At 63.9% G+C, this 21713-nt stretch carries 14 protein-coding genes and 2 pseudogenes; 6 read left to right on the top strand and 10 right to left on the bottom strand.

Going from position 1 to position 21713, the window contains the following annotated elements; all coding sequences use genetic code 11:
- Positions 1-58 precede the first annotated feature (58 nt).
- The 7 genes and pseudogenes from ABDC78_RS19135 to ABDC78_RS19105 all read right to left on the bottom strand — a co-directional run.
- Positions 59-844: pseudogene (locus tag ABDC78_RS19135) on the bottom strand (cytochrome P450); the annotation flags it as partial.
- Between the two features lie 271 nt (positions 845-1115).
- Positions 1116-2705 (bottom strand): NAD(P)/FAD-dependent oxidoreductase, encoded by a 1590-nt coding sequence (locus tag ABDC78_RS19130; RefSeq protein ID WP_068001988.1) that lies wholly within the window; start codon positions 2703-2705, stop codon positions 1116-1118.
- A gap of 62 nt (positions 2706-2767) precedes the next feature.
- Complete coding sequence (locus tag ABDC78_RS19125) at positions 2768-3730, bottom strand: alpha/beta hydrolase (protein ID WP_067992185.1); 963 nt, start codon at positions 3728-3730, stop codon at positions 2768-2770.
- A complete protein-coding gene (locus ABDC78_RS19120; RefSeq protein ID WP_041800854.1) occupies positions 3727-5241 on the bottom strand; it encodes an NAD(P)/FAD-dependent oxidoreductase in 1515 nt (504 codons plus the stop codon). The genes ABDC78_RS19125 and ABDC78_RS19120 overlap by 4 nt, the downstream gene beginning before the upstream one ends.
- 71 nt (positions 5242-5312) lie before the next feature.
- Positions 5313-6983 (bottom strand): NAD(P)/FAD-dependent oxidoreductase, encoded by a 1671-nt coding sequence (locus ABDC78_RS19115; RefSeq protein WP_011895450.1) that lies wholly within the window; start codon positions 6981-6983, stop codon positions 5313-5315.
- Positions 6980-7903, bottom strand: a complete 924-nt coding sequence (locus ABDC78_RS19110) for a hypothetical protein (protein WP_011895451.1) — start codon at positions 7901-7903, stop codon at positions 6980-6982. The genes ABDC78_RS19115 and ABDC78_RS19110 overlap by 4 nt, the downstream gene beginning before the upstream one ends.
- A gap of 31 nt (positions 7904-7934) precedes the next feature.
- Positions 7935-8771 (bottom strand): SDR family NAD(P)-dependent oxidoreductase, encoded by an 837-nt coding sequence (locus ABDC78_RS19105; protein WP_011895452.1) that lies wholly within the window; start codon positions 8769-8771, stop codon positions 7935-7937.
- A gap of 141 nt (positions 8772-8912) precedes the next feature.
- On the opposite strand from ABDC78_RS19105, the gene ABDC78_RS19100 reads away from it, so the two are divergent.
- Positions 8913-9554 (top strand): TetR/AcrR family transcriptional regulator, encoded by a 642-nt coding sequence (locus ABDC78_RS19100; RefSeq protein ID WP_085981139.1) that lies wholly within the window; start codon positions 8913-8915, stop codon positions 9552-9554.
- 147 nt (positions 9555-9701) lie between these two features.
- Here the strand turns inward: ABDC78_RS19100 and ABDC78_RS19095 are convergent, their stop codons facing one another.
- Positions 9702-10829 carry an acyl-CoA dehydrogenase family protein gene (locus ABDC78_RS19095; protein WP_041800858.1) on the bottom strand — a complete coding sequence of 376 codons (1128 nt, stop codon included), beginning with the start codon at positions 10827-10829 and terminating at the stop codon, positions 9702-9704.
- A 178-nt stretch (positions 10830-11007) separates the two neighbouring features.
- Between ABDC78_RS19095 and ABDC78_RS19090 the strand changes: the two genes are divergently transcribed.
- From ABDC78_RS19090 to ABDC78_RS19070, 5 genes and pseudogenes are all read left to right on the top strand, one after another.
- Positions 11008-12609: a carboxyl transferase domain-containing protein gene (locus ABDC78_RS19090; RefSeq protein WP_067992181.1), complete on the top strand. Its 1602-nt coding sequence runs from the start codon at positions 11008-11010 to the stop codon at positions 12607-12609.
- A gap of 5 nt (positions 12610-12614) precedes the next feature.
- On the top strand, positions 12615-14630 hold the full coding sequence (locus tag ABDC78_RS19085; RefSeq protein ID WP_172527842.1) for a biotin carboxylase N-terminal domain-containing protein: 2016 nt from the start codon (positions 12615-12617) through the stop codon (positions 14628-14630).
- A 58-nt stretch (positions 14631-14688) separates the two neighbouring features.
- Entirely contained in the window at positions 14689-15843 is a 1155-nt protein-coding gene (locus ABDC78_RS19080; RefSeq protein ID WP_067992172.1) for an acyl-CoA dehydrogenase family protein, read from the top strand.
- A 126-nt stretch (positions 15844-15969) separates the two neighbouring features.
- Positions 15970-17526, top strand: a complete 1557-nt coding sequence (locus ABDC78_RS19075) for a long-chain fatty acid--CoA ligase (protein WP_067992169.1) — start codon at positions 15970-15972, stop codon at positions 17524-17526.
- 267 nt (positions 17527-17793) lie between these two features.
- A pseudogene (locus ABDC78_RS19070) lies at positions 17794-19190 on the top strand (IS1380 family transposase).
- 458 nt (positions 19191-19648) lie between these two features.
- Here the strand turns inward: ABDC78_RS19070 and ABDC78_RS19065 are convergent.
- Both ABDC78_RS19065 and ABDC78_RS19060 read right to left on the bottom strand, forming a co-directional pair.
- Positions 19649-20941 (bottom strand): helix-turn-helix domain-containing protein, encoded by a 1293-nt coding sequence (locus ABDC78_RS19065; protein ID WP_078290120.1) that lies wholly within the window; start codon positions 20939-20941, stop codon positions 19649-19651.
- Positions 20942-20959: 18 nt separating this feature from the next.
- Positions 20960-21259, bottom strand: coding sequence for a hypothetical protein (locus tag ABDC78_RS19060; protein WP_131805205.1), 300 nt, complete (start codon positions 21257-21259; stop codon positions 20960-20962).
- Positions 21260-21713: the final 454 nt, after the last annotated feature.

Genomic DNA, 21713 nt, shown 5'->3' with positions numbered 1-21713 from the left:
CCTGTAAGGGCGATGTGCTCGGCTAAGCACTCAAAAGTCTCGTGGAATGACCTAGATATCATCGGCGACACAACGTAATAGGTAGGCCGTCGACAGGGAACAGGCAGGGACGTATTGTCCCACCGAACGCGGTAGCCGTCATCCAGACTCCAGGTGAATTCCCGCAGCATCTCGTGCAGTATTGCCTTCACCTCCAAGGTGCCGAAGTGCATCCCGATGCGCTTGTGCGCGCCTCCTCCGAACGGAAGCCAGGCGAAGCGGTGGGCCTGATCCTCGCGCCGTGGCGGCTCGAGTCGCGTTGGGTCAAACCGGTCCGGCTCGGTCGACACTGTGGGCGCAAAGTGGTTGACCGCAGGCGTGATGACGACGAGCACTCCGGAGGGGACGTAGTAGCCATCAATTAGGGTGTCGGTCACCGTCTTACGCATAACCAACGGTACCGGTGCAACTAGTCTGAGCGACTCCTTGATGACCAAGTCCATCGCCGTAAGCCCCTCCAGGTCCTCAATGTCCGACAGATCGTCGCCTAGACGGTCAGACTCAGCACGAAGTCGATCCTGCCATTCAGGATTCTTCGCCAAGAAGTACGCCACAGCGGCAGTGGTGATCGTTGACGTGTCATGAGCGGCCATCATCAGAAAGATCATTTGATTTATGCTGTCCGCATCAGTGAAGCGTTCGCCGTCCTGGCGCGCGCCTCACATAGCGCGGCGAGTAAATCACCATTCTGCCCCGAGCGTGCCGCCGGTAAGTTCCGGGCGAAGGCCAACGAGAGGCAATCCCTGATCGCCGATAACTGGCTTCAATCCGCTACCGGTCGGCGGCGCGGCAAGTTCGCGAACCGGCCATCGTCGACTCACTCCTGGATAGCGCGCTCGACGCGCTGCGGGAGGGGATTCAGTAGTACCGACAACAGCCGGTCACGGGACTTGCTTGCCGAACCGGACGGCGATTTGGTCATCGAGTGCCCCCTTGATGTTGTTTCTCGCATTATCGGAAGGATTTCACCCATCGTTTACACCGGTGACCACCCTGTCAACGGCGGTCACAGTTGCCGCTCGAATGTCAGCGACTCCCCGCCGTCCTCGGATACCCGTCACTGAACAGAGCCGCCACTAGTCGACGCTATCGGCCCCGCTTGGGGCATAGGGCATGTCGGCCAGATGGGTGTTGGCCGGCTCGGGTGTCCCCCTGCGCGACGAGTTCGCGGGCGCGGGACGCGACAGGACGTAAGCGCGCCGCTTCGGCCTGCGCGCACGAAGGCGATACAAGAAGGTCGGGCTGGGCCAGTTGGTAGAGATCGACCCCCGCGCCGAGCGATACCAGCTCGTGCACATAGTCCACACGGATCTGTCCAGGCGGCGACTCAACCGGTCGTTGAAGCGCTTCTCCACATCGGCACGGACCTCGATAACACTTCCTGGATGGGCACGGAGAACCTTCATCAACCTGACGATGTGTCGGGCCTGCGATTCGAGCATGTAGACGATGGACCCGGATCCCACGTTGGTGTTGGGCCCGTACATCATGAGGAAATTCGGAAACTCTGGCACCGATAGGCCGTAGTAGGCGTGCGCGCCATCCGCCCACACGTCCGACAATTTCCGGTCCGAGCGGCCGTAGACCTCCATCGGGGAAAGAAACTCGGTGGCACTGAAGCCAGTGCCGTAGATGATCACGTCGGCGGCGTGGAAGTCGCCGTTCACCGTGCGGATTCCGCCAGGTTCTACTGCCCGGATATCGTCGGTGACCAATGAAACGTTGGGACGTGCGAGCGCGGGGTAATAGTCGCTGGAGAACAGAATCCTCTTGCACCCGGGCGCATAGTCCGGCGTCAGGTGGGAACGCAGCCGGGCATCCGACACCTGGCGACCTAGGTGCCGGAGGGCGATGACTCCCAAGACTCGCGCTACTGGCTTCGCGTCGACGAGTGCCAACGCCAAGAACTCGAATATCGTCCAAATCATCAGACGTTCGCTGAGCCGCAGAATGGGCAACTTGCGCAGCAGTTGGTGATGCCGCCCACCGTACTGACGGTCGAATTTGGGCAGCACCCATGGGGCTGACCGTTGGAAAACGTCCAAGTGCTCAGCGCCTGCGGCGACCACCGGGACGAACTGCACCGAACTAGCGCCGGTGCCGACGACCGCAAGCCGCTTGCCGCTGAGATTCAGATCGTGGTCCCAATTCGCGGAATGAAACGACGGGCCCGCGAAGCCCGAGATTCCAGGAATATCAGGAACTGAGGGTCGGGACAGCTGGCCCACGGCCGAAATGACGACATCGCACTCCAATTCCTGACTGGTAGTCGTGGTCAGACGCCATGTGTTCGTGCGCTCATCGAAGGCCGCCTTAGCGATTTCGGTTTTGGTCCGAAGGAGGGACAGCAAACCACTTTCGTCGGCGACGCGGCGAAGGTAGGCGAGGATATCGCCTTGTTCTGCGTAACGCCGACCCCACCTGGGATTCGGCGCCGAGGAGATCGAGTACAACTGCGACGGGACGTCACAGGCCGCCCCTGGGTAGGTGTTCTCCCGCCAGACTCCCCCGACACCATCGCCCTTTTCGACAATGAGGACCCTGTCGAACCCTGCGCGTTTGAGGCGAAGTGCAAGGGTAATTCCGGCGAAGCCAGCGCCGATGATGACGATCGAGGGGTTACCAGGGGGATTGTCCTGGGTTGGTTCACGTTTCACGGGTTTCATCGTTAGCTCATACAACCTTCGTGCTGGGGCGCCTCGTGGTCAAGGCGTGCGCAGGGACGCTGTCAACGGACGGTGGCCGAAGTAGCCAAGAACTCGCCACCGAGCCTGAGGGCCTCACGTGCTTCTGGCAGTAGGCGAAACATCGCCTGGAAGACATGGATCTGGCCGCGGAAAACTTGCAACTGCGAGGAGACCCCTGCAGTTTGCAGACGTTTGGCAAAGACTCTGGAGTCGTCGAGCAACATCTCTCGTCCGCCGACCTGAATCAAAGTTGGTGGCATGTCCGTGAGATCAGCATCGAGCACGCTTATCCTCGGGTCGGCTGGATCGGCGCCCGCCACGTACAGACCAATTGTTCTCGACGCAGAGATGGCGGACGCAAAGGGGTCCCGTCTGCGCAGATCACGGTCCATCGCGAGTTGGCATGTCAAATCCAGCACCGGCGACATCAGCAGCATGGCATCCGGCGTCGGCAGTCGATGTTCCCGAGCGCCAAGCGCCGTCGCCGCAGCAAGCTGGCCGCCTGCGGAATCGCCGGCGAGCGCCACCGTGCCAGAAGACGCGGTGATCGCGCTTCCCTCTGTCAACCATCGATAGGCGATCAGTGCATCATCTGCGGCCGCCGGGAAGGGATATTTCGGGACCAATCGATAGCGCACGGCAAATACCGGCCTGCGGGCGGCCGCGGACAGTTCGCTGATGAGGCCACGGTGGGTCTCGGGAGAGCACATAGAAAATGCGCCGCCGTGTATATAAAGAATCGGCGGAGCATCCGAGGCCACGTTGGCCGCCTTGACCCAGTCGCCTCGCACACGTTCACCGGCGAAGGGCGTGTCTACCTTCTCGACACTGATTGCGCGCCTTGGCCGCGACACCACGAGTGTTCCCCGTAGCACGCGGTCCATGACCGCGAAGCCATGGTCGTTGGCCGGAATCACTTGCGTGAGAGGTCGAAGAACGCCTCGCGCCGTTGCCGCGACCAGGTGGCTCGCCATGCTCGGATTCGGCCTGGCAGGTGAACTCATCCGGCGGTGTCCACCTTCTGTGGGGCAGTGTCCGCCTTTTTCGCCGGTCGCCGTTCGAAACGGTAGTCGGCCAAGTCGAATCGTCGACTGCGCCAGATCGACTCGACCGTCGTCGTGGGACGCAGAGGCACGTCCCCATGCTTGTCGAAGTAATAGCTGTTCGCGCCCGCGCAGCTGTCCTGCCAGAAGACCTGCGTATGCCGCCGTGCCAGCATCTCCGCGAAGAAGCGTTGATTCGCCTCCTCGCGTACCTCGACGTAGTTCGAGTCGGCCGTCCTGGCATGCCGGAGGCAACGGAGAATGTGACCCGCCTGTGCCTCGATGAGTGCGAAGTAGGACGACCCGTTGTATCCGTACGGGCCAAACACTGAGAAATGGTTCGGGAATCCTGGCACGCTGACTCCCTCATATGCCTGGAGTCGGTTCTCGTCCCACCACTGTGCCTGGTCTCGGCCGGCGACACCTCTGAGCGAGTAGGTGGGCATGCTGTCCGATTCCATGACCTTGAATCCCGTTGCCAGGACGAGCACGTCGATCTCGTGTCTGACGCCATCGGCCGTAATTACCGCGGTCTCATCCACCCGGGTGATGGGGTTGGTTTCAAGAAGGACGTTCTCGCGGTTGAACGTCTTCAAATATTCGTTGTGAAAGCTTGGTCGCTTGCAGCCCAGCGCGTAACGCGGCGTCAGCTTCTCCCGAACGACCGGGTCGGTGACCTGCCGACGCATATAGCTGATCGCTGCACGCTCGATCGCCGACGCCAGCGGTATGGCGGTATGGAAGTGCGCTGCGACGGGAAAGGTGAGTTCGACAAAGGCCTGGCTGGCTCCCCGCGCGGCGATCTGCGCTCCGGGTGCGAGCCGGAGAAGAGCACTCAGCGGGCGGGGCACCGCGAAGTCGAATTTCGGCAGACACCATATCGGGGTGCGCTGAAAGACGGTGAGTGTGTCCACGTCCTTGGCTATCGAGGGGATCAGTTGCACCGCCGAGGCGCCCGTCCCGATGACGGCGACCCTCTTTCCGGTGAGGGTCTGCTGGTGGTCCCAGCGCGACGTGTGCATCGTGACCCCGCCGAAGTCCCCGACCCCCGGTATGTCCGGCGATTTTGGTCGCGTGAGAACCCCGGAGGCATTGATGACGAACCTCGCTGTCAGTTCCTCGTCCGTCGAGGTAAACAAACGCCACAATGTCGATTCTTCGTCGAACTCAGCCCTCACAACCGTGACTCCGAAGCGGATGCGCGACGCGAGGCCATATTTTTTCACGCAATGCTTCGCGTAGTTCTTCAGTTCGATCCCCGGCGCATAGGTACGGGACCACGACGGGCGTTTCTCAAAGGAGAATTGGTAACTATATGACGGAATGTCTACTGCAATCCCCGGGTAGGTATTCCAGTACCAGGTTCCACCCACCCCTTGGGCCTCATCAACGATGAGGAAGTCCGAGAAACCTTCCTTCAGCAGCTTGATGCCCACTCCGATCCCGGAGAATCCAGCTCCGATGACCAATATCTCGTGGGTGGGGACCTCGTACGTAGGGGCTCCGGAGGTGGGGGCATTCTCGTCGCCCGCAACATGGACACTCAAGCGTCTTTCCTCACTCTCGAGGCTGCGCGCTTAGGCGGTACCTTCCCGACGCCCACGTCCAGGATGTCGGCTTTGACGTCAGACCGCGTTGGCAGGGCGCCTGCGCTTTTTCGGCCCTGGGCTACCTTGGCCTTGCGGCCCTGGGCAACCTTGGCCACATTCGAGCCGTTTTGGGCGTGTTCGGTTGGGTGGTGCTCAGTTCGTGCGGTTGTCGGGGTCGTTACATAATCACCCATGTCGACCTTGGACAGTGCGCGCTTGAACTGGGTGGCGAAACCGGGGTACATGGTGCCGTTGTATCCGTCATTCGTGAGGTACCAGCTCTTGCAACCCGAATTCCAAGTCGTACTTCCCAACCGCTGCTGTACCTCGCCGTGGTAATTATTTTGCCGATCTTCGCGGACCTCGAGCGTACTGAGATCATTCGCGATGATCGCGCCGATGGCTTTGACGATGTAGTTGATCTCGGCCTCCATGTACACGAGGGCCGAGTTATGGCCGGGCCCTGAATTTGGTCCGAAGGTGAAGAAAAGATTGGGATAGCCTGCGACGGTGACGCTCCGGTACGCATAGGCGCCCTGGGACCACTCGTCGGAGAGCTCACGACCATGCGCGCCTCGGATGGGAAAAGGTGTGCCAGCCTTGCATACATCGAAGCCGGTGGCGAAGACGATGCAGTCCAGTTCGTGTTCGATGCCATCTGCGGTCCGTATGCCATTCGGCGACAGGGTCGCGATCGGCCATGAGACGAGCTTGCAGTTGTCGCGCTGAAGAGCGGGGTAGTAATCGCTGCTCATCAGCATCCGTTTGCAGCCGGCACGGAAGTTCGGCGTCAGCTGGCGCCTGAGCCAAGTATCCGATACCTGCCTCCGCAAATTCGCCTTCGCCAGTAGCTGGATGCCAGTGGTGACCGGGGTATCCCAGACCATGCCGACGGCCATGAGCTCGTGGCCCCAAAACCACGCCTGCCGTCCGACGTTCTGCACGCGAGGCAAGCGACGAAACGCCGTCCGCACCCACTGCGGATGGGAGAAGTCGGGCCGAGGGAGGACCCAGCCGGGGGTGCGTTGGAAGACCTTGACCGACCGCGCAGTCTTCACCAGTTCGGGAATGATCTGAACAGCGCTGGCTCCGGTGCCGATCACGGCGACACGTTTGTCGCTCATGTCGTAGTCGTGATCCCAACGCGCACTGTGGATCTTGTGACCATCGAAGGTGTCCAGTCCGCGGATGTCCGGCAGGCTCGCATTCGCCAGCGGCCCACTGGCCATCACTGCGGTGCGCGCCGTGAACTGCGAGCCGTCAGCTGTCTGCGCCGTCCACAGTGCGCTTTCCTCGTCGAACTCCAGACCGGTGACGTTCACTCCGAACCGGATGAAACGCGACAGCGAGTACTTGTCGACCATCGTCTTGATGTAGCCGAGGATCTCGGCGCTGCCCGAATACGCGCGGGACCAGTCCGGATTTTGCTCGAACCCGTAGGAATAGAGCAGCGACGGGATGTCGCACGCCGCGCCGGGATAGGTGTTGTCCCGCCAGGTACCACCCACCTCGTCGGCACGTTCAAGGACAACGAAATCGTCGATACCCTGTTGTAGCAACCGGATTGCGGTTCCCAGGCCGGCGAAACCCGCACCGACGATCAAGACGGTCGTGGTGTCGCTCATCTGGCCACCGGTTCGTAGGTCAGCTCTTCTGTCCACGTCGGTGACTTACCGAGCACCTCGGTGGGGAAGTGGTCGATCGCGGTACCCAGCCGCTGCGAAATGAAATGCAATGGCTGAGAACGCTTGATGCTGGCGGACATGTGAGCCTTCAAGATGTGGTAGCCCGGAACGCGGCGCGTGAACTCACTACGATCTCCGACGTTCTCGTACCGCATCACCGCGTTGTAGAGCTTCTCCTCCGACAATCCCATGGCGTTGAGATTGGTCAACATCCTGGTGAGCAACGGCACGTAGAGGACGCCGCCGAGAAGGATTCTCGGGTCGATGAGCGCCCCCATCGTCTGAGTCGCATGAATGCGCATGGGGCTGGCGCCGAGGTCGTTCAGAACCTGGAATCCCACTGCCAAGTGCCGCGATTCGTCGTTGTTGACCTTGTTGAAGACCTCGGCGCAGAGCGGATCCTGCACCTCGTCGAGAAGGAACTTGAGCAATGCTCCGTCGAGCGCAGTCTCCAAGGCTGGGATCGCCGCTCCGATCACCGTCAGCGGGAGGGCCTCGGCGTATCGGTCGATCCACTCGATGACCAGTCGAATATTCTTGTTCGGCACCGGGATTTCCCCTTCCTCGAGCATCCCCCACCGCTGCATGAGCGCCAGCTCCGCGTTGGCGTGCCGCTGCTCCTCGGCATGGAAATACCGGTAGATGTCACCTAGAGCCTCGAACGGCGCTTTCGGCGCCATGGCGGCGAACGCGCGTGCACCGACGTGTTCTATCCACACCACGTCAGCCATGAACTGCTTCAGTTCGGGCCGCTGCTCATCAGTGATTTTATCGGCGCCCGGCGCATCCCAATCGATGTCGGCCAGCGCCCACTGCCGATTCTTGATCGTCTCGAGCATATCGCTGTATTTGAATGCCATTGGAGTCTCCTTTGTCTTTGTCTGGAATGACTTAGCGCGCGATTCGCTCAACCAAACCGAGCGCACGGGTATACGTGGCAGGCACTGCCCGCTTAAATAACCAGAGAATCTTCGCGTCGACTTGGGGTAGGACGTGCAACTGACCGCGATCGTTCGCGTCCAACGTTTTGCGCGCCACCGATTCCGCCGACACGCCGGTCCACTTCATCAAATTCGTTGCCAGCTTGGCGGCCGACTCCTCAATACCAGGGTTATCGACGATGTTGGTCTTGACAAATGTCGGGCACAGTACAGTCACCGCCACACCAGTACCACTCAGCTCGGCCGCCAAAGTCTCGGATAGCGAGAGCACGCCGGCCTTGCTGACGTTATAGGCACCCATCCGGGGCGCTGCTCCAAAACTTGCAGCCGATGCGACGTTGATAATTCCCCCGCTGCCCTTCGCACGAAGTCGCGGTACGAAGATCTCGCAGCCGTAAATCACTCCCCACAAGTTGACTGAAAGTGTCGCTTCCCAGTCCCGCTTGGGCGTCGCGCCGATGACATTGCCACCGATTCCGATGCCCGCGTTGTTGATCACCAGGCTGGCTGCCGCGCCGAACCACTTCTCGGCGCTGTCGGCGAGTTCGCGGACCTGCTCTTCGTCCGTGACATCGCATGCGATGTCGAGCCCCTCGCCGCCGGCTTGGACGACGAGCCCGACCGTCTCCTTGGCACGCACCGGGTCGATGTCGGCACACACCACTCGTCCACCTCTACGGGCGAGCTCCACCGCGAAGGCACGGCCAATTCCGCTGCCCGCTCCCGTTACGACCGCGTTGGCGCGGCGGCTCAGGCGAGGCGGTCTGTCCCACCTCAAGATATCCATCACTACTGAATCCTTTGCAGATTACGGCGACGCCTGACCTGTGAGACAAGCCGGCCTGCAGCCATCTGGTGGCGGCGAACACAATTGTGGTCGCCTGCCACCAGTTTGATGCGGCGCTCCTGCCTTTGTCAAGATGTATTCGTGCGGACAAAGGCAGCAAGGTGGGGCGGGCGTACTGGCGCCGAACGACGGGCTGACCGGCGGCGGCGCCTAGTGAACGCGGCGACGGAGATCTGGACGGAAAGCGGATGGGCTGCCGTGACAATGCGTGGGGTCTGCTCCAGAGCCGCGCTGAACGACCGATATTTCTACGAGGAGTTCAAGACGCGCGATGAGTTGCTCGTAGCAGCGTGGGACAACGTGCGGGACGAGATGCTCGGCGAGGTTTCGGCAACATTTGCCGAACGCGTCGGTCAACCACCGATCGAAACCATTCGCGCCGCAATCTCGATCGTTGTTCTCCGCATCGCGCAGGATGCCGGGCGAGCACAGATCCTGCTGACACAGCACGTCGGCAGTTCAACATTGCAAGATCGCCGAGCGGTGGCCTTGCAGGAAGCAACCCAGCTCGTCATGGCCGCCAGCAAGCCGCATCTGAAGCCTGACGCAGACGAAATGGCTCTGCGTATGGACACGTTTGTAGCGGTCGGCGGCTTCGTCGAACTGATCAGCGCTTGGCACGCAGGACTACTGGTCGATGTAAGTCAGGTCGACATCGTCGAACATACGAGTAGACTTGCTGAGACGCTGGCTCGCCGCTACGTGGTTGATAAGTTTGGCTAGCTGGTACTCCGGAGGCAATTTCCCGGTGGCGGAGGCTGCATTGGCCGCAGGGGTCGTGACACACCGTTGACTTACCTTAGAAACGGTGGAAGGTCCGTCTCGTCGACCTGCCAAGCCGACGCTCCTGCTGTCGAATGGCGGCTTCACTCAGAGGCCAATCTGCTTGGCGATGATCTCCTTCATGATTTCGGTGGTGCCGCCCCCGATACCCAGGATGCGCGAATCGCGATAGTGCCTTTCGACCTCGGTCTCGCGTAGGTAGCCCATGCCACCGTATAGTTGGACGGCCGTGTCAACGGCGAGCGCGCAGGCCTCTACGGCTTGGTTCTTGGCCATCGAGACCATCCGCACGTCGGTGTCTCCGGCGACGATGCGGTCCACAGCGGCACGGGTGTACGTACGGGCGACGTCGACGGCCGTCGCGATATCGACGATCTTGTGCCGCACCACCTGTCGGGTGGATAGCGGTCGACCGAAGGTTTCGCGCTTCTTCACCCAATCCAGCGTCAGGTCGAGGCAGCGCTGGGCCGTGGCGTAGCACTGGACGGCGATGAAAGCACGTTCGACCTGGAACTGTTGCATGATCTGCAGGAATCCGCTGCCTTCGGGGCCAACCAGATTGACCACCGGCACGCGCACGTCGGTGAATCCGAGTTCGGCGGTATCGGAGCACAGCCAGCCCATCTTCTTCAGTGCCCGCGAGACCAAGAAACCCGTGGCGCCACGCTCCACCACGAGCAGAGAAATCCCCGACGGGCCCGGGCCGCCGGTACGCACGGCGGTGGTCACGAAATCGGCGCGGACACCCGAGGTGATGAACAGCTTCGCACCGTTGACCACGTAGTGGTCGCCGTCGCGCCGTGCGGTAGTGCGGATGCCGGCGACGTCAGAACCGGTGTCGGGTTCGGTGATGCCAAGGCTGCCGATCTTCTCCCCGGCCAGGGTCGGCGCCACGAAGCTGCGGATCTGCTCGGGATCGCCCTGCGCGGCCATATGGGGCACTGCGATGTGATGCGTAAGTAGGCTGGCCAGTAAGCCCGACGAGCCGCCGGCCTCCATCACGGCCTCGGTGAGCAGCACCAGGTCGCGCAGGTCACCGCCGGAGCCACCGATCTCTTCGGCGAACCCGATGCCCAGCAACCCCGCTGCGGCTGCGCGGCGGTGGAGTTCTCTAGGGAGCTCTCCGGCGTCCTCCCAGTCTTGCAGGTGAGGAACGATCTCCTTCTGGGTGAACGACATCGCGAGGTTGCGCAACGAGATGCGCTCGGGCGTCATCCACGGGTCGGCTGCGGCCGCCTCCGCTTCCCGCTGATCCGGCTGTTTCATGTGAGTTGCTCCTGCTGTGATCACTCGGGGACGGCACGATTGCCACGTCGACCCCATTGTCGTCGAATGTTAATGACCGATAACGTAGCGTGTCAGGAGATCGACGTTGATGTCACCTGGAGGAAAGTTGATTGACGTCCTGCCCGACCGGGTCGACACCCGCGCGCCGGTATACCTCGAGAATCGCGAGGGACTCATCGCGCAGCTCCATGCGCTCGCCGAACAGCTGGCGCTGGCCAACGGTGGCGGCGGCGAGAAGTACGTCGCCCGGCACCGTAGCCGCGGCAAGATGCTGGCTCGGGAGCGCGTCGAGCTGCTCATCGACCCCGACACGGCCTTCCTGGAACTCTGTCCGTTCGCGGCGTGGGGCACGAAGTTTCCGGTGGGCGGCAGCGTTGTGGTCGGCATCGGCATCGTCGAAGGCGTCGAGTCGATGATCATCGCGCACGACCCGACCGTGCGCGGCGGAGCCTCGAACCCCTACACCTTCCGAAAAGTGTTCCGGGGCATGGCAGTCGCCCGCGAGAACCGGCTGCCCATCATCAACGTCGTCGAGTCGGGCGGGGCGGACCTGCCCACGCAGGCCGAGATCTTCGTGCCCGGGGGCCAGCTATTCAACGACCTCACCCAGCACAGCGCGCAGGGCCTGCCGACACTGGCGCTGGTATTCGGTAACTCGACGGCAGGCGGCGCGTACATCCCCGGCATGTGTGATTACGTGGTGATGGTCCGCAACCGGTCCAAGGTCTTCCTCGGTGGTCCGCCGCTGGTGAAGATGGCGACCGGCGAAGTGTCCGACGACGAGTCGCTCGGCGGCGCCGACATGCACGCCCGCACCTCCGGGCTGGCCGACTACATGGCCGAGGACGAGCAGGACGCCATCCGGATCGGGCGGCGCATCATGGCCAGACTGAACTGGCGCAAGCTCGGGCCCGGCCCGACACAGCCACCGACCCCCCCGCTGCGAGACCCCGACCAACTCCTCGGGATCGCTTCGGTGGACCCGAAGGTTCCCTTCGACCCACGTGATGTCATCGCCCGAATCGTGGACGGGTCCGCCTTCGACGAGTTCAAGCCGCTATACGGCACCTCGCTGGTCACCGGTTGGGCCTCGATCCACGGATACCCGGTAGGGATCCTTGCCAACGCGCGCGGAATCCTGTTCAGCGAGGAGGCGGAGAAGGCCGCCCAGTTTATTCAGCTGGCGAACCAGATCGACACGCCACTGGTGTTTCTGCAGAACACCACCGGCTACATGGTCGGCGCGGAGTACGAGCAGGGTGGCATCATCAAGGACGGCGCGAAGATGATCAACGCCGTCTCCAACAGCGCTGTCCCACACCTGACGATCGTGATGGGCGCGTCCTACGGTGCGGGCAATTACGGGATGTGCGGGCGGTCCTACTTTCCCCGCTTCCTGTTCACCTGGCCCAACTCGCGTTCGGCCGTCATGGGCCCGGCCCAGCTCGCGGGCGTGCTGTCGATCGTGGCCCGCGAGTCGGCCGCCGACCGGGGGCTCCCGTTCGACGAGGAGGCCGACGCCCAGATGCGCGCTGCCGTCGAGGGCCAGATCGAGCGTGAGTCGTTGGCGCTGGCCAACAGCGGCAGGCTCTACGACGACGGGATCATCGACCCGCGCGACACCCGTACCGTTCTCGGGTTCTGCCTTTCCGTGGTCCACAACAGCGAGATCCGTGGCCAGCGTGGCTACGGCGTGTTCCGGATGTGATGGCGATGCCCGTGATCAAGAAGCTGCTGGTGGCCAACCGGGGAGAGATCGCCCGACGCGTGTTTCGCACCTGTCGCGAACTCGGCATCGCGACCGTCGCCGTGTACTCCGACGCCGACGCCGACGCCTGGCACGTGGACGATGCCGACGAGGCCGTCCGGCTACCGGGTTCCTCGCCGGCGGAGACCTACCTCGACGGTGACCGGGTGATCGCCGCCGCCCTCCTCACCGGCGCCGACGCCGTGCATCCCGGCTACGGCTTCATGTCGGAGAACGCCGGCTTCGCGCGGGCCTGCGCCGACGCCGGGCTCGTGTTCGTCGGCCCGCCGCCGGATGCCATCGACGCGATGGGTTCCAAGCTGACGGCCAAGGCGATGATGGCCGATGCGGGCGTGCCGGTTCTCCCGGGCGGCGACGCGACCGGCCTGGACCCCGACAAGCTGCGCAAGCTCGGCGCCGAGATCGGCTACCCGCTGCTGGTCAAGGCGAGCGCGGGTGGCGGCGGGCGCGGCATGCGGGTTGTCGAGTCGGCCGACGACCTCGACGGAGCCGTGGCCTCGGCCTCGCGCGAGGCGATGTCGGCGTTCTCGGACGGCACGGTGTTCCTCGAGCGGTACGTGCAGCGTCCCCGCCACGTTGAGATCCAGCTGTTGGCCGACATGCACGGCACGGTTGTCTCGCTGTTCGAGCGGGAGTGCTCGGTGCAGCGCCGCCACCAAAAGGTCATCGAGGAGGCGCCCTCGCCCGTCGTCGACGACGACCTGCGCGCCCGGATGGGCGCGGCGGCGGTCGCGGCGGCACAGGCCGTGGGTTACGTCGGGGCCGGAACGGTCGAGTTCGTCCTCGACGCGAACGGCGGCGATGACGACGGGACGTTCGCCTTCCTGGAGATGAACACCCGGCTGCAGGTCGAGCACCCGGTCACCGAACTCGTCACCGGGCTCGACCTCGTGCGCCTGCAGTTGCTGGTGGCGATGGGTCGGCCACTGCCTGCCGAGGTGAGCAAGCCGCGGATCACCGGCCACGCGGTCGAGGCCCGGCTCTACGCCGAGGACCCCACGAAGGGCTACCTGCCGCAGACCGGAACGCTGCGCACGATGCAGATCCCCGACCACGTCGGGGTCCGGGTGGACTCCGGCGTGCGCGACGGCTCGGTGGTCAGCCACCACTATGACGCCATGCTGGCCAAGGTGATCGCCTGGGCGCCCACCCGCGCCGAGGCGCTCGGCGCGCTGTCCGCCGCGCTCGCCGGCGCCCGGATCCACGGACTCACCACCAACCGGGATCTGCTGGTTCGCGTTCTGCGCCACGACGAGTTCGCCGGACGCGGCACCGACACCGGGTTCCTCGACCGCCACGACGTGGCCGACCTCGGCGCAGCCCTCATCGACCGCGACGGGGAGGGCTTGCACGCCATCGCGGCCACACTCGCCCAGGTCGCGGGACGCCGCGCGGCGGCCCCCGTCCAGCCGACGCTGCCTGCCGGGTGGCGCAACAACCCGTCCCAACTGCAGTCCACCGGATGGCTGACCGCCGACGGCCGCGAGCGTCGGGTGGGCTATGCGCTGCTCCGCGACGGCGTCGAGGTCGAAGTCGACGGCAAACCGGTCGAGGACGTCAGGGTGCTCGTGCAGCGGCCGGACCGGGTGGTCCTGGAGACCGGCGGGGTACGGCGCGGCTACGACGTCGTCCTCGACGGCGACATCGCCTACGTTGACAGCCCTGCCGGGTCCACTGCGTTCACCCAGGTACCGCGGTTCCTGGACCCCAGCACGCTCAAGCCGGCGGGCTCGCTGACGGCGCCTATGCCGGGTTCGGTGATCCGGCTGCCCGTCGCCGCGGGCGACGTCGTGACGGCCGGGCAGGCCTTGGTCGTGGTGGAGGCGATGAAGATGGAACACACCATCGCCAGCCCGATCGACGGGATCGTCGCCGAACTCTCGGTCGAGGTGGGTCAGCAGGTGTCCACCGGCGATGCCCTCGCGGTGGTCGGAGCGGCCGACAGTGCAGACGAGGATTGAGCACCATCAGACCCGTCACCGGCCCCGGTGGCGGGTGACTTCGAAGTAGGAGAGCGGTATGGAACTGCACGAGACCGAGGAACGGCGAGCGCTGCGCAAGGCCGTGTCCGAGATCGCCAAGGACTTCGGGCACGACTACTACGTGGCCAAGTCGCTCGGCGGGGAGAAGAGTTCGGAACTCTGGCAGGCCGTGGGCAAGCAGGGGTTCCTCGGGGTCAACATCGCCGAGCAGTACGGCGGCGGTGGCGGCGGCATCTACGACATGCAGATCGTCGGTGAGGAACTGGCCGCGGCCGGCTGCCCGCTGCTGATGACGGTGGTCTCCCCCACCATCTGCGGCACGATCATCGAGGCTTTCGGCAGCGACGAGCTAAAGGCGCGCTGGCTGCCGGGCATCGCCAGCGGCGAGATCATCATGGCGTTCGCGATCACCGAGCCGGATGCGGGCTCGAACTCTCACAACATCTCCACCCACGCCAAGCGCGTCGGTGGGGATTGGGTGCTCAACGGCACCAAGTACTACATTTCCGGCGTCGACGAGGCGGAGGCCATCCTGGTCGTCACCCGCACCGCGACCGACGACCGCGGCCGCGGACGGCTGAGCCTGCTGGTGGTCCCGACCGACGCGCCCGGGTTGACCAAGACCCTCATCCCGGTGCAGGCGGTGACACCGGAGAAGCAGTTCACGCTGTTCTTCGACGACGTGCGGGTGCCGGCCGAGAACCTGATCGGCGCGGAAAACGACGGTCTGCGTCAGGTGTTCATGGGCCTCAACCCCGAACGCATCATGGGCGCCGCCCTGGGCAACGGCATCGGCCGCTACGCGCTGGACAAGGCGTCGGCCTACGCGCGCGAGCGCAAGGTCTGGGACGTGCCGATCGGAGCCCACCAGGGCCTGTCCCACCCGCTTGCGCACGCCAAGATCCAGCTGGAGCTGGCCCGGCTGATGACCCAGCGGGCGGCCTCACTGCACGACGCCGGCGACCCCGGTTCCGCGGAGGCGTCGAACATGGCCAAATACGCTGCGGCGGAGGCCGGCATCCTGGCCCTCGACCAGGCGATCCAGACCCACGGCGGCAACGGGTTGGCCACCGAGTACGGGCTGGCCACTCTCTGGGGCCCGGTGCGGCTGATGCGCACCGCGCCGATCAGCCGAGAGATGATCCTCAACTATGTGGCTCAGCACAGCCTGAACCTGCCCCGCTCATACTGAGCATCCTTCATCCGTTCGTGTCCGCTTCGGTCTACAAGACGGACGGTGGTGATCGGTCGCCCGCCGGGGCCGGGTCCTGCCTTACCGAGCATTTGTCAACCAAAACTGCCGAGGAGGCAAATCAACATGGATCGCGGTATCGGTCAGTGGGTCACCAAACGGGCCTTCCTCAACGGGCAGCGCACGGCGTTCGTCTGCGGTGACACCAGCTTCACGTACTCCGACTTCGATCGGCGCACCAACCAGGTCGCTTCGAACCTGTTGCGTCTCGGCGTCCGCAAGGGGGACCGGGTGGCCATACTGCTGGTGAACTCGGTCGAGTTCATGGAGGTCCTCCTCGGCTGCGCGAAGATCGGCGCCATCACCATCCCGATCAACGTCCGACTCGCAGGCCCGGAGATCGGCTACATCCTCGCCGACTCCGGCGCCGACGTGTTCGTGTTCCACGAGCCGCTCGCGGCGGCGGCGGTCAGCGCGCTGGCCGAGCCGGGGGTCCGGGTCCGCCACACGGTCCGGGCCGGGGGCGCCCCGGCCGACGGCGAGATCGCCTACCCAGACCTGCTCTCCGGCGGCGCCCCCGAGCCTCTCGACAGCGACGTCGAGGGCCGCGACGCCGCGTTCATCATGTACACCTCGGGCACCACCGGCCGCCCGAAGGGCGCCATCCTCACCCACGACAACCTACTGTGGAACGCCATCAACGTGCTGGGCGCCGAACAAGGCCTGACCGGCAGCGACGTGACTGTTGCAGTCGCCCCCATGTTCCACATCGGCGGGCTCGGGGTACATACGCTGCCATTGCTCTACGTCGGCGGGACCAGCGTGATCCTCCCGTCGTTCAACCCGGTGAGCACGCTCAAGGCGATGGCCGAAAGCCGCGCCACCGTCCAGTTCATGGTGCCGGCGATGTGGTCGGCGCTGACCCAGGTGCCCGACTTCGACTCCTACGATCTCTCCGCGTTGCGTCTGGCCATGGGCGGCGGCGCACCGATGCCGCTGACTGTCATCGACTTCATGCAGCAACGTGGCGTCCCCTTCACCGAGGGATTTGGGATGACCGAGACTGCACCCATGGTCTCGGTCTTGGACGCCGCCAACATCACGACGCGGGCCGGATCAATCGGCCGGGTCGCCATGCACGTCGATGCCCGCATCGTGGACGCCGACGACCGGGACGTCCCGGCCGACACCGTCGGCGAACTCCTGGTGCGCGGACCCAACGTGTTCGTCGGGTACTGGATGAAGCCGGCGACCACCGCCGAGGCCTTCCGGGGCGGCTGGTTCCACACCGGCGACCTCGGCCGGATCGACGCCGACGGCTACATCACGCTCGTCGACCGCAAGAAGGACATGATCATCTCGGGCGGGGAAAATGTCTACCCCATCGAGGTCGAGCAGGTGCTGTTCCGTCACCCCGGTGTGCTCGACGCCGCGGTGGTCGGCGGTCCGGACGACAAGTGGGGTGAGCGCGTCGTCGCGGTGGTGGTGGCCGACCCAGCCGCCGAGCAGGAACCCAGCGCCGACGAACTGATCGCCTGGTGCCGCGAACGGCTGGCGCATTTCAAGTGCCCCCGCGAAGTGCACCTCCTTCCCGAGCTGCCCCGCAACGCCACCGGCAAGCTCCTCAAGACCGAGCTGCGCAAGCGATTCACCGGCGTCGAGGGCGGCGTCGTCCAGCGCTGAGGCACGACACCGGAGGCGGAGCGCGGGTTTGGGAAGTGTTGTCACGACGAGTAGCCACGGTCGCCGCTGCAAATAGCTGAAGATGTTAATCGTCGCTAACGTCTAGCGCGTGGCAAGACCACGCGCGCCACTTGTCGGATGTTCTTATCCTCGATCCACCGATGAATTGGCTGGTCGTGGGGTGTCGGAATGAGGAAAGTGCCCTCTGAGCTGCGATGATGAGTGTTCTCTACGCACTTATCGGCACAACTCGGAAAGGCACTTCCGGTGCAAGTGTCCCATAGGTTCGCCGCATCGTCGGCGGTCTTCGATGATGAGCGTCTGGTGTCGTGCGCAGGCCTGGTACCGGTGATGGCCCTTGCCGAGCAGACCGGACTGTCATCGTCATTGGCCGACAAAGTTCGGTTCAGCTGCGAGCGGGTCAAGTCCGGTGCGGCCAATCCGTCGCCGAAGCTGACCACGCTGATCGCCGGGATGTGCACCGGCGCGGACAGCATCGACGACCTCGACGTAGTTCGTAGCGGCGGGATGAAGACCCTGTTCGGCGAGGTGTACGCCCCGTCGACCATCGGAACCTTGTTGCGGGAGTTCACCTTCGGCCATGCCCGGCAACTGGAGTCGGTGCTCAGTGAGCACGTGGGCGCTCTGTGCGAGCGTGTCGATCTGTTGCCCGGCGCCGACGGGCGGGTGTTCATCGACATCGACTCACTGCTGCGCCCGGTCTACGGCCAGGCCAAACAAGGTGCGAGCTACGGCCACACCAAAATCGCCGGCAAGCAGATCCTGCGCAAGGGTCTTTCCCCGTTGGTGACCACCATCAGCACCGAACACTGCGCTCCGGTGATCACCGGAGCACGACTGCGGGCGGGCAAGACCAACTCGGGCAAAGGCGCGGCCCGCATGATCGCCCAAGCCGTCGCCACCGCCCGCGGCGCCGGTGTCACCGGGCGCATCCTGGTGCGCGGCGACTCGGCCTACGGCAACAGCAGCGTGGTCACCGCCTGCCGCCGCGCCGGTGCCCGGTTCTCGCTGGTGCTGACCAAGACCGCCGCAGTCGTCGCGGCCATCGCCGACATCAATGACACCGCGTGGATCCCGGTGTGCTATCCCGCCGCGATCCCGACACCGGTGCCTGGATCTCCGATGCCGAAGTCGCCGAAACCACCTGCACCGCTTTCAGTTCCACGAAGACTCCGATCACGGCACGGTTGATCGTGCGCCGGGTCAAAGACGCCCGATACCCCGACGCCCTGTTCCCGGTCTGGCGATATCACCCGTTCTTCACCGACACCGACGAACCCGTCGACGTCGCTGACATCACTCACCGCCGCCACGCGATCATCGAAACCGTGTTCGCCGACCTCATCGACGGACCCCTGGCCCACATGCCCTCGGGACGTTTCGGGGCGAACTCTGCCTGGATACTGTGCGCGGCCATCGCCCACAACCTGCAGCGCGCCGCCGGCATCCTGGCCGGCGGTGCACACGCGGTGGCTCGCGGCGCCACCCTGCGCCGACGCCTCATCACCATCCCGGCCCGACTGGCCCGCCCCCAACGCCGACCCATCCTGCACCTACCAGCCCACTGGCCGTGGGCGACGCACTGGCTCCGATTGTGGCGCAACACCATCGGCCACAGCCCGCCAGCAACCGCCCCCACCTGACCAATCCGCCGAAAGGCCACGACCGGAGCACACAGGAAAAAGCTGGACAGACCAGCCGATACCCCCTGCTCACAGCCAGCAAGCGACCACCAAACCATTCCAGCCTCAGCCACGACAGCTCATCGGTGGATCAAGGCTTATGCCTCCTGGTTGTCTGGGCCGACAAGTCGCAACCTGCGCCACGACTCGCCTGTCGCCTTGCGCGATGGGTGCTTGAGCGTGTCTGACGTCGATGAGCTTCGGTGAATGGGTTGCTTCAGCTCCGTACGGCGGCGATCGACGACTCCACTCGATCAGCCTGCCCGCAGCAGAGCCCCGCGGCAGCGTCGAAACATGAATCGAACTCGGATTATCAGGCCGGGCGGCGCCGGATCGTCGCGCTGACCATCCTCAGATTCGGCGTGTTCGTCAGTAGACGGCACAGTTACGCAGCAAGGGCGTTCGCGGGACACGAACGACTAGGACCGCCCCAAGGCTTGTGTTGGGTTCAGTGCTACTTCGCCGAGCCAATAGCACATCAGTAGGGCGACCTCGACGTCTAATCGTTCCGCGGCGATCGGGCGACCGCGGCGCTCGAGTGCTCGATTTACGCGATACTTGACGGTATTGGCGTGTATCTGCAATTCGTTGGCGGCGGCTTTGAAGCTGGAACCGGCACGCAAGAACACCCTCAACGTGTCTCGTAGACGCTGGTCCGATGCAGTGTTCTGAGCCAACGGGCCCAGCACATCGTAAATCCATTCCTTCAGAGTCGCGTCATCGGTCATCAGCATCGAGGCCAGGGCCACACCGGGATCTCGTGCAGCGACGATCCGGTGCCGTGAGGAGCCGTCGGCTGCCACCGCGACCACACGGGCCTGCTCAGCCTGTCGGTAGGTGCGGCGGAAGCCTTCAATCCCCGGAAGTGGTTCACCGACGGAAAGTCTTGGGCCGTCAGGTTGAGCCCGGACGAAGTCGCGCAGCTGCGATAAATAGTCCGACGGGCGGTGAACCGTCATCCATGCGCATCCGACGAGGCGGTCGATGGAGAAGTAGACCGATTGCTTCGCTCCAGTGGCGGAGACCGCGTGTTGCATGAAGCGCTCCATGGCGATGAACTCGTCGGTGTCGGCGCCCGCATCTCGGTCGAGCCATACCATGAGAGCCACATGCGTTGCGCCCAAGAAGTACCTCATAGCCGACGACGCTTCGGTCAGGTCTACGTCGCGTCCGTTGAGGATGTCTCGAATGGCTTGTGCACGCAAACTTCGTCGGCGCTCGTCCCACTCCGCGCGTTCAGTCTGATATGTCTCCAAGACCTGCTCAGACATCCAGTCGATGTAGCGGAAAGACACACGGGTGATGTGTTCAATGAGCGCCAATTTCTCCTCGGGCGGTAGGTCCGCGCTCCGAAGGCCAGCGATGATGAGGTTCAATCCATACTGGTGCCCGAGCCTGTATGCCCGCAGCAGCGCGTTGACGGGTACCTCGCGTTGCGCCATCCTCCGGGCGTGTTCAAGGGCGGCCGTCGGTGACTCCATGCGGTCGAACGGGATCGAGTGACGGACGACGGAGAACCAAGTGTCTACGTTCGCGGCGACGGTGTCACTCAGTAGCTCTTTGAGCTGTTGATCGGCAGCGAGTTCGGCAACTTGCTCAATCAGAAGGCCATGTATGGACTCGGGCAATTCTCTGACGAGGTCGCCGAGGTCTCGGAATAGGTGATGAACCGCGTGACCGGGGGTGTCTTGAACTTCGGATGAATCAAGCACAGCTGCGACCGTACTCGATTACTTGTCTTTGCGAGACAACAGACGCCCGCAGGTTCGACCCTTCGAGACATACCGATCGCGGATCCGGGTATCTACGCTGTTAAGGAGCGGTGAGCCACGTTTTACCATTTCAGCAGCCGAACGAGGCATTGCTGTGGGCCACGGCGAACGGATGCGCGTGAAGAGGAAGGCGGAGGCATGAGTTGTCTGCTCGCAATAACCTTGTTTGCGGCCTTCGCGGCCGGAGCAGCCCCATTGCGAGGAACGATCAGCACCGCCCTGGCCGCAATAGACGACTTTCTCGATCGTTTCGGCCACGAAGTTTCCGGAACTGCTCATGCGAAGGAACGCCCGCCGCTCTGACGAGGTGGTCGAATCGGGCGCCGGATATGCCCGCCCGCCTCCCGCATACCGAAGCTGAAGCCTGGATAGCAGTAGGCTGTCCTCTGGACTCGCCCCCGGCCGTCGACTGACTCCAAGATCCCAACAGCAGCGCCGATCTGATCCGGGTCGCCCCGGCGGCGGGTGTGTTCGTCAAGGTGTGCGGGCACTGGTTCGGAGAACTCCGACCGCTCGATCCGACCTGGACAGCGCCCACCAGCAAAATGCTTCGGTTCGAATGATAATTCGGCCCAGGCGATGGTCGAACCATACGGTTTGGCATCGCTGCCTTCGGATGCGCCGATACTGCGCCGCCGGGGTTCCGTTCATGGAGGTAGTTCTGACACCTCGACAACGAACCAGAGTGGCCGGGCCGCGGCCATCGCAGGGC

The organism is Mycobacterium sp. DL (genome assembly GCF_039729195.1).
Classification (GTDB): domain Bacteria; phylum Actinomycetota; class Actinomycetes; order Mycobacteriales; family Mycobacteriaceae; genus Mycobacterium; species Mycobacterium hippocampi_A.
Note: the sequence above shows the minus strand (reverse complement) of the source record. Positions and strands in the feature narration are given on the sequence as shown.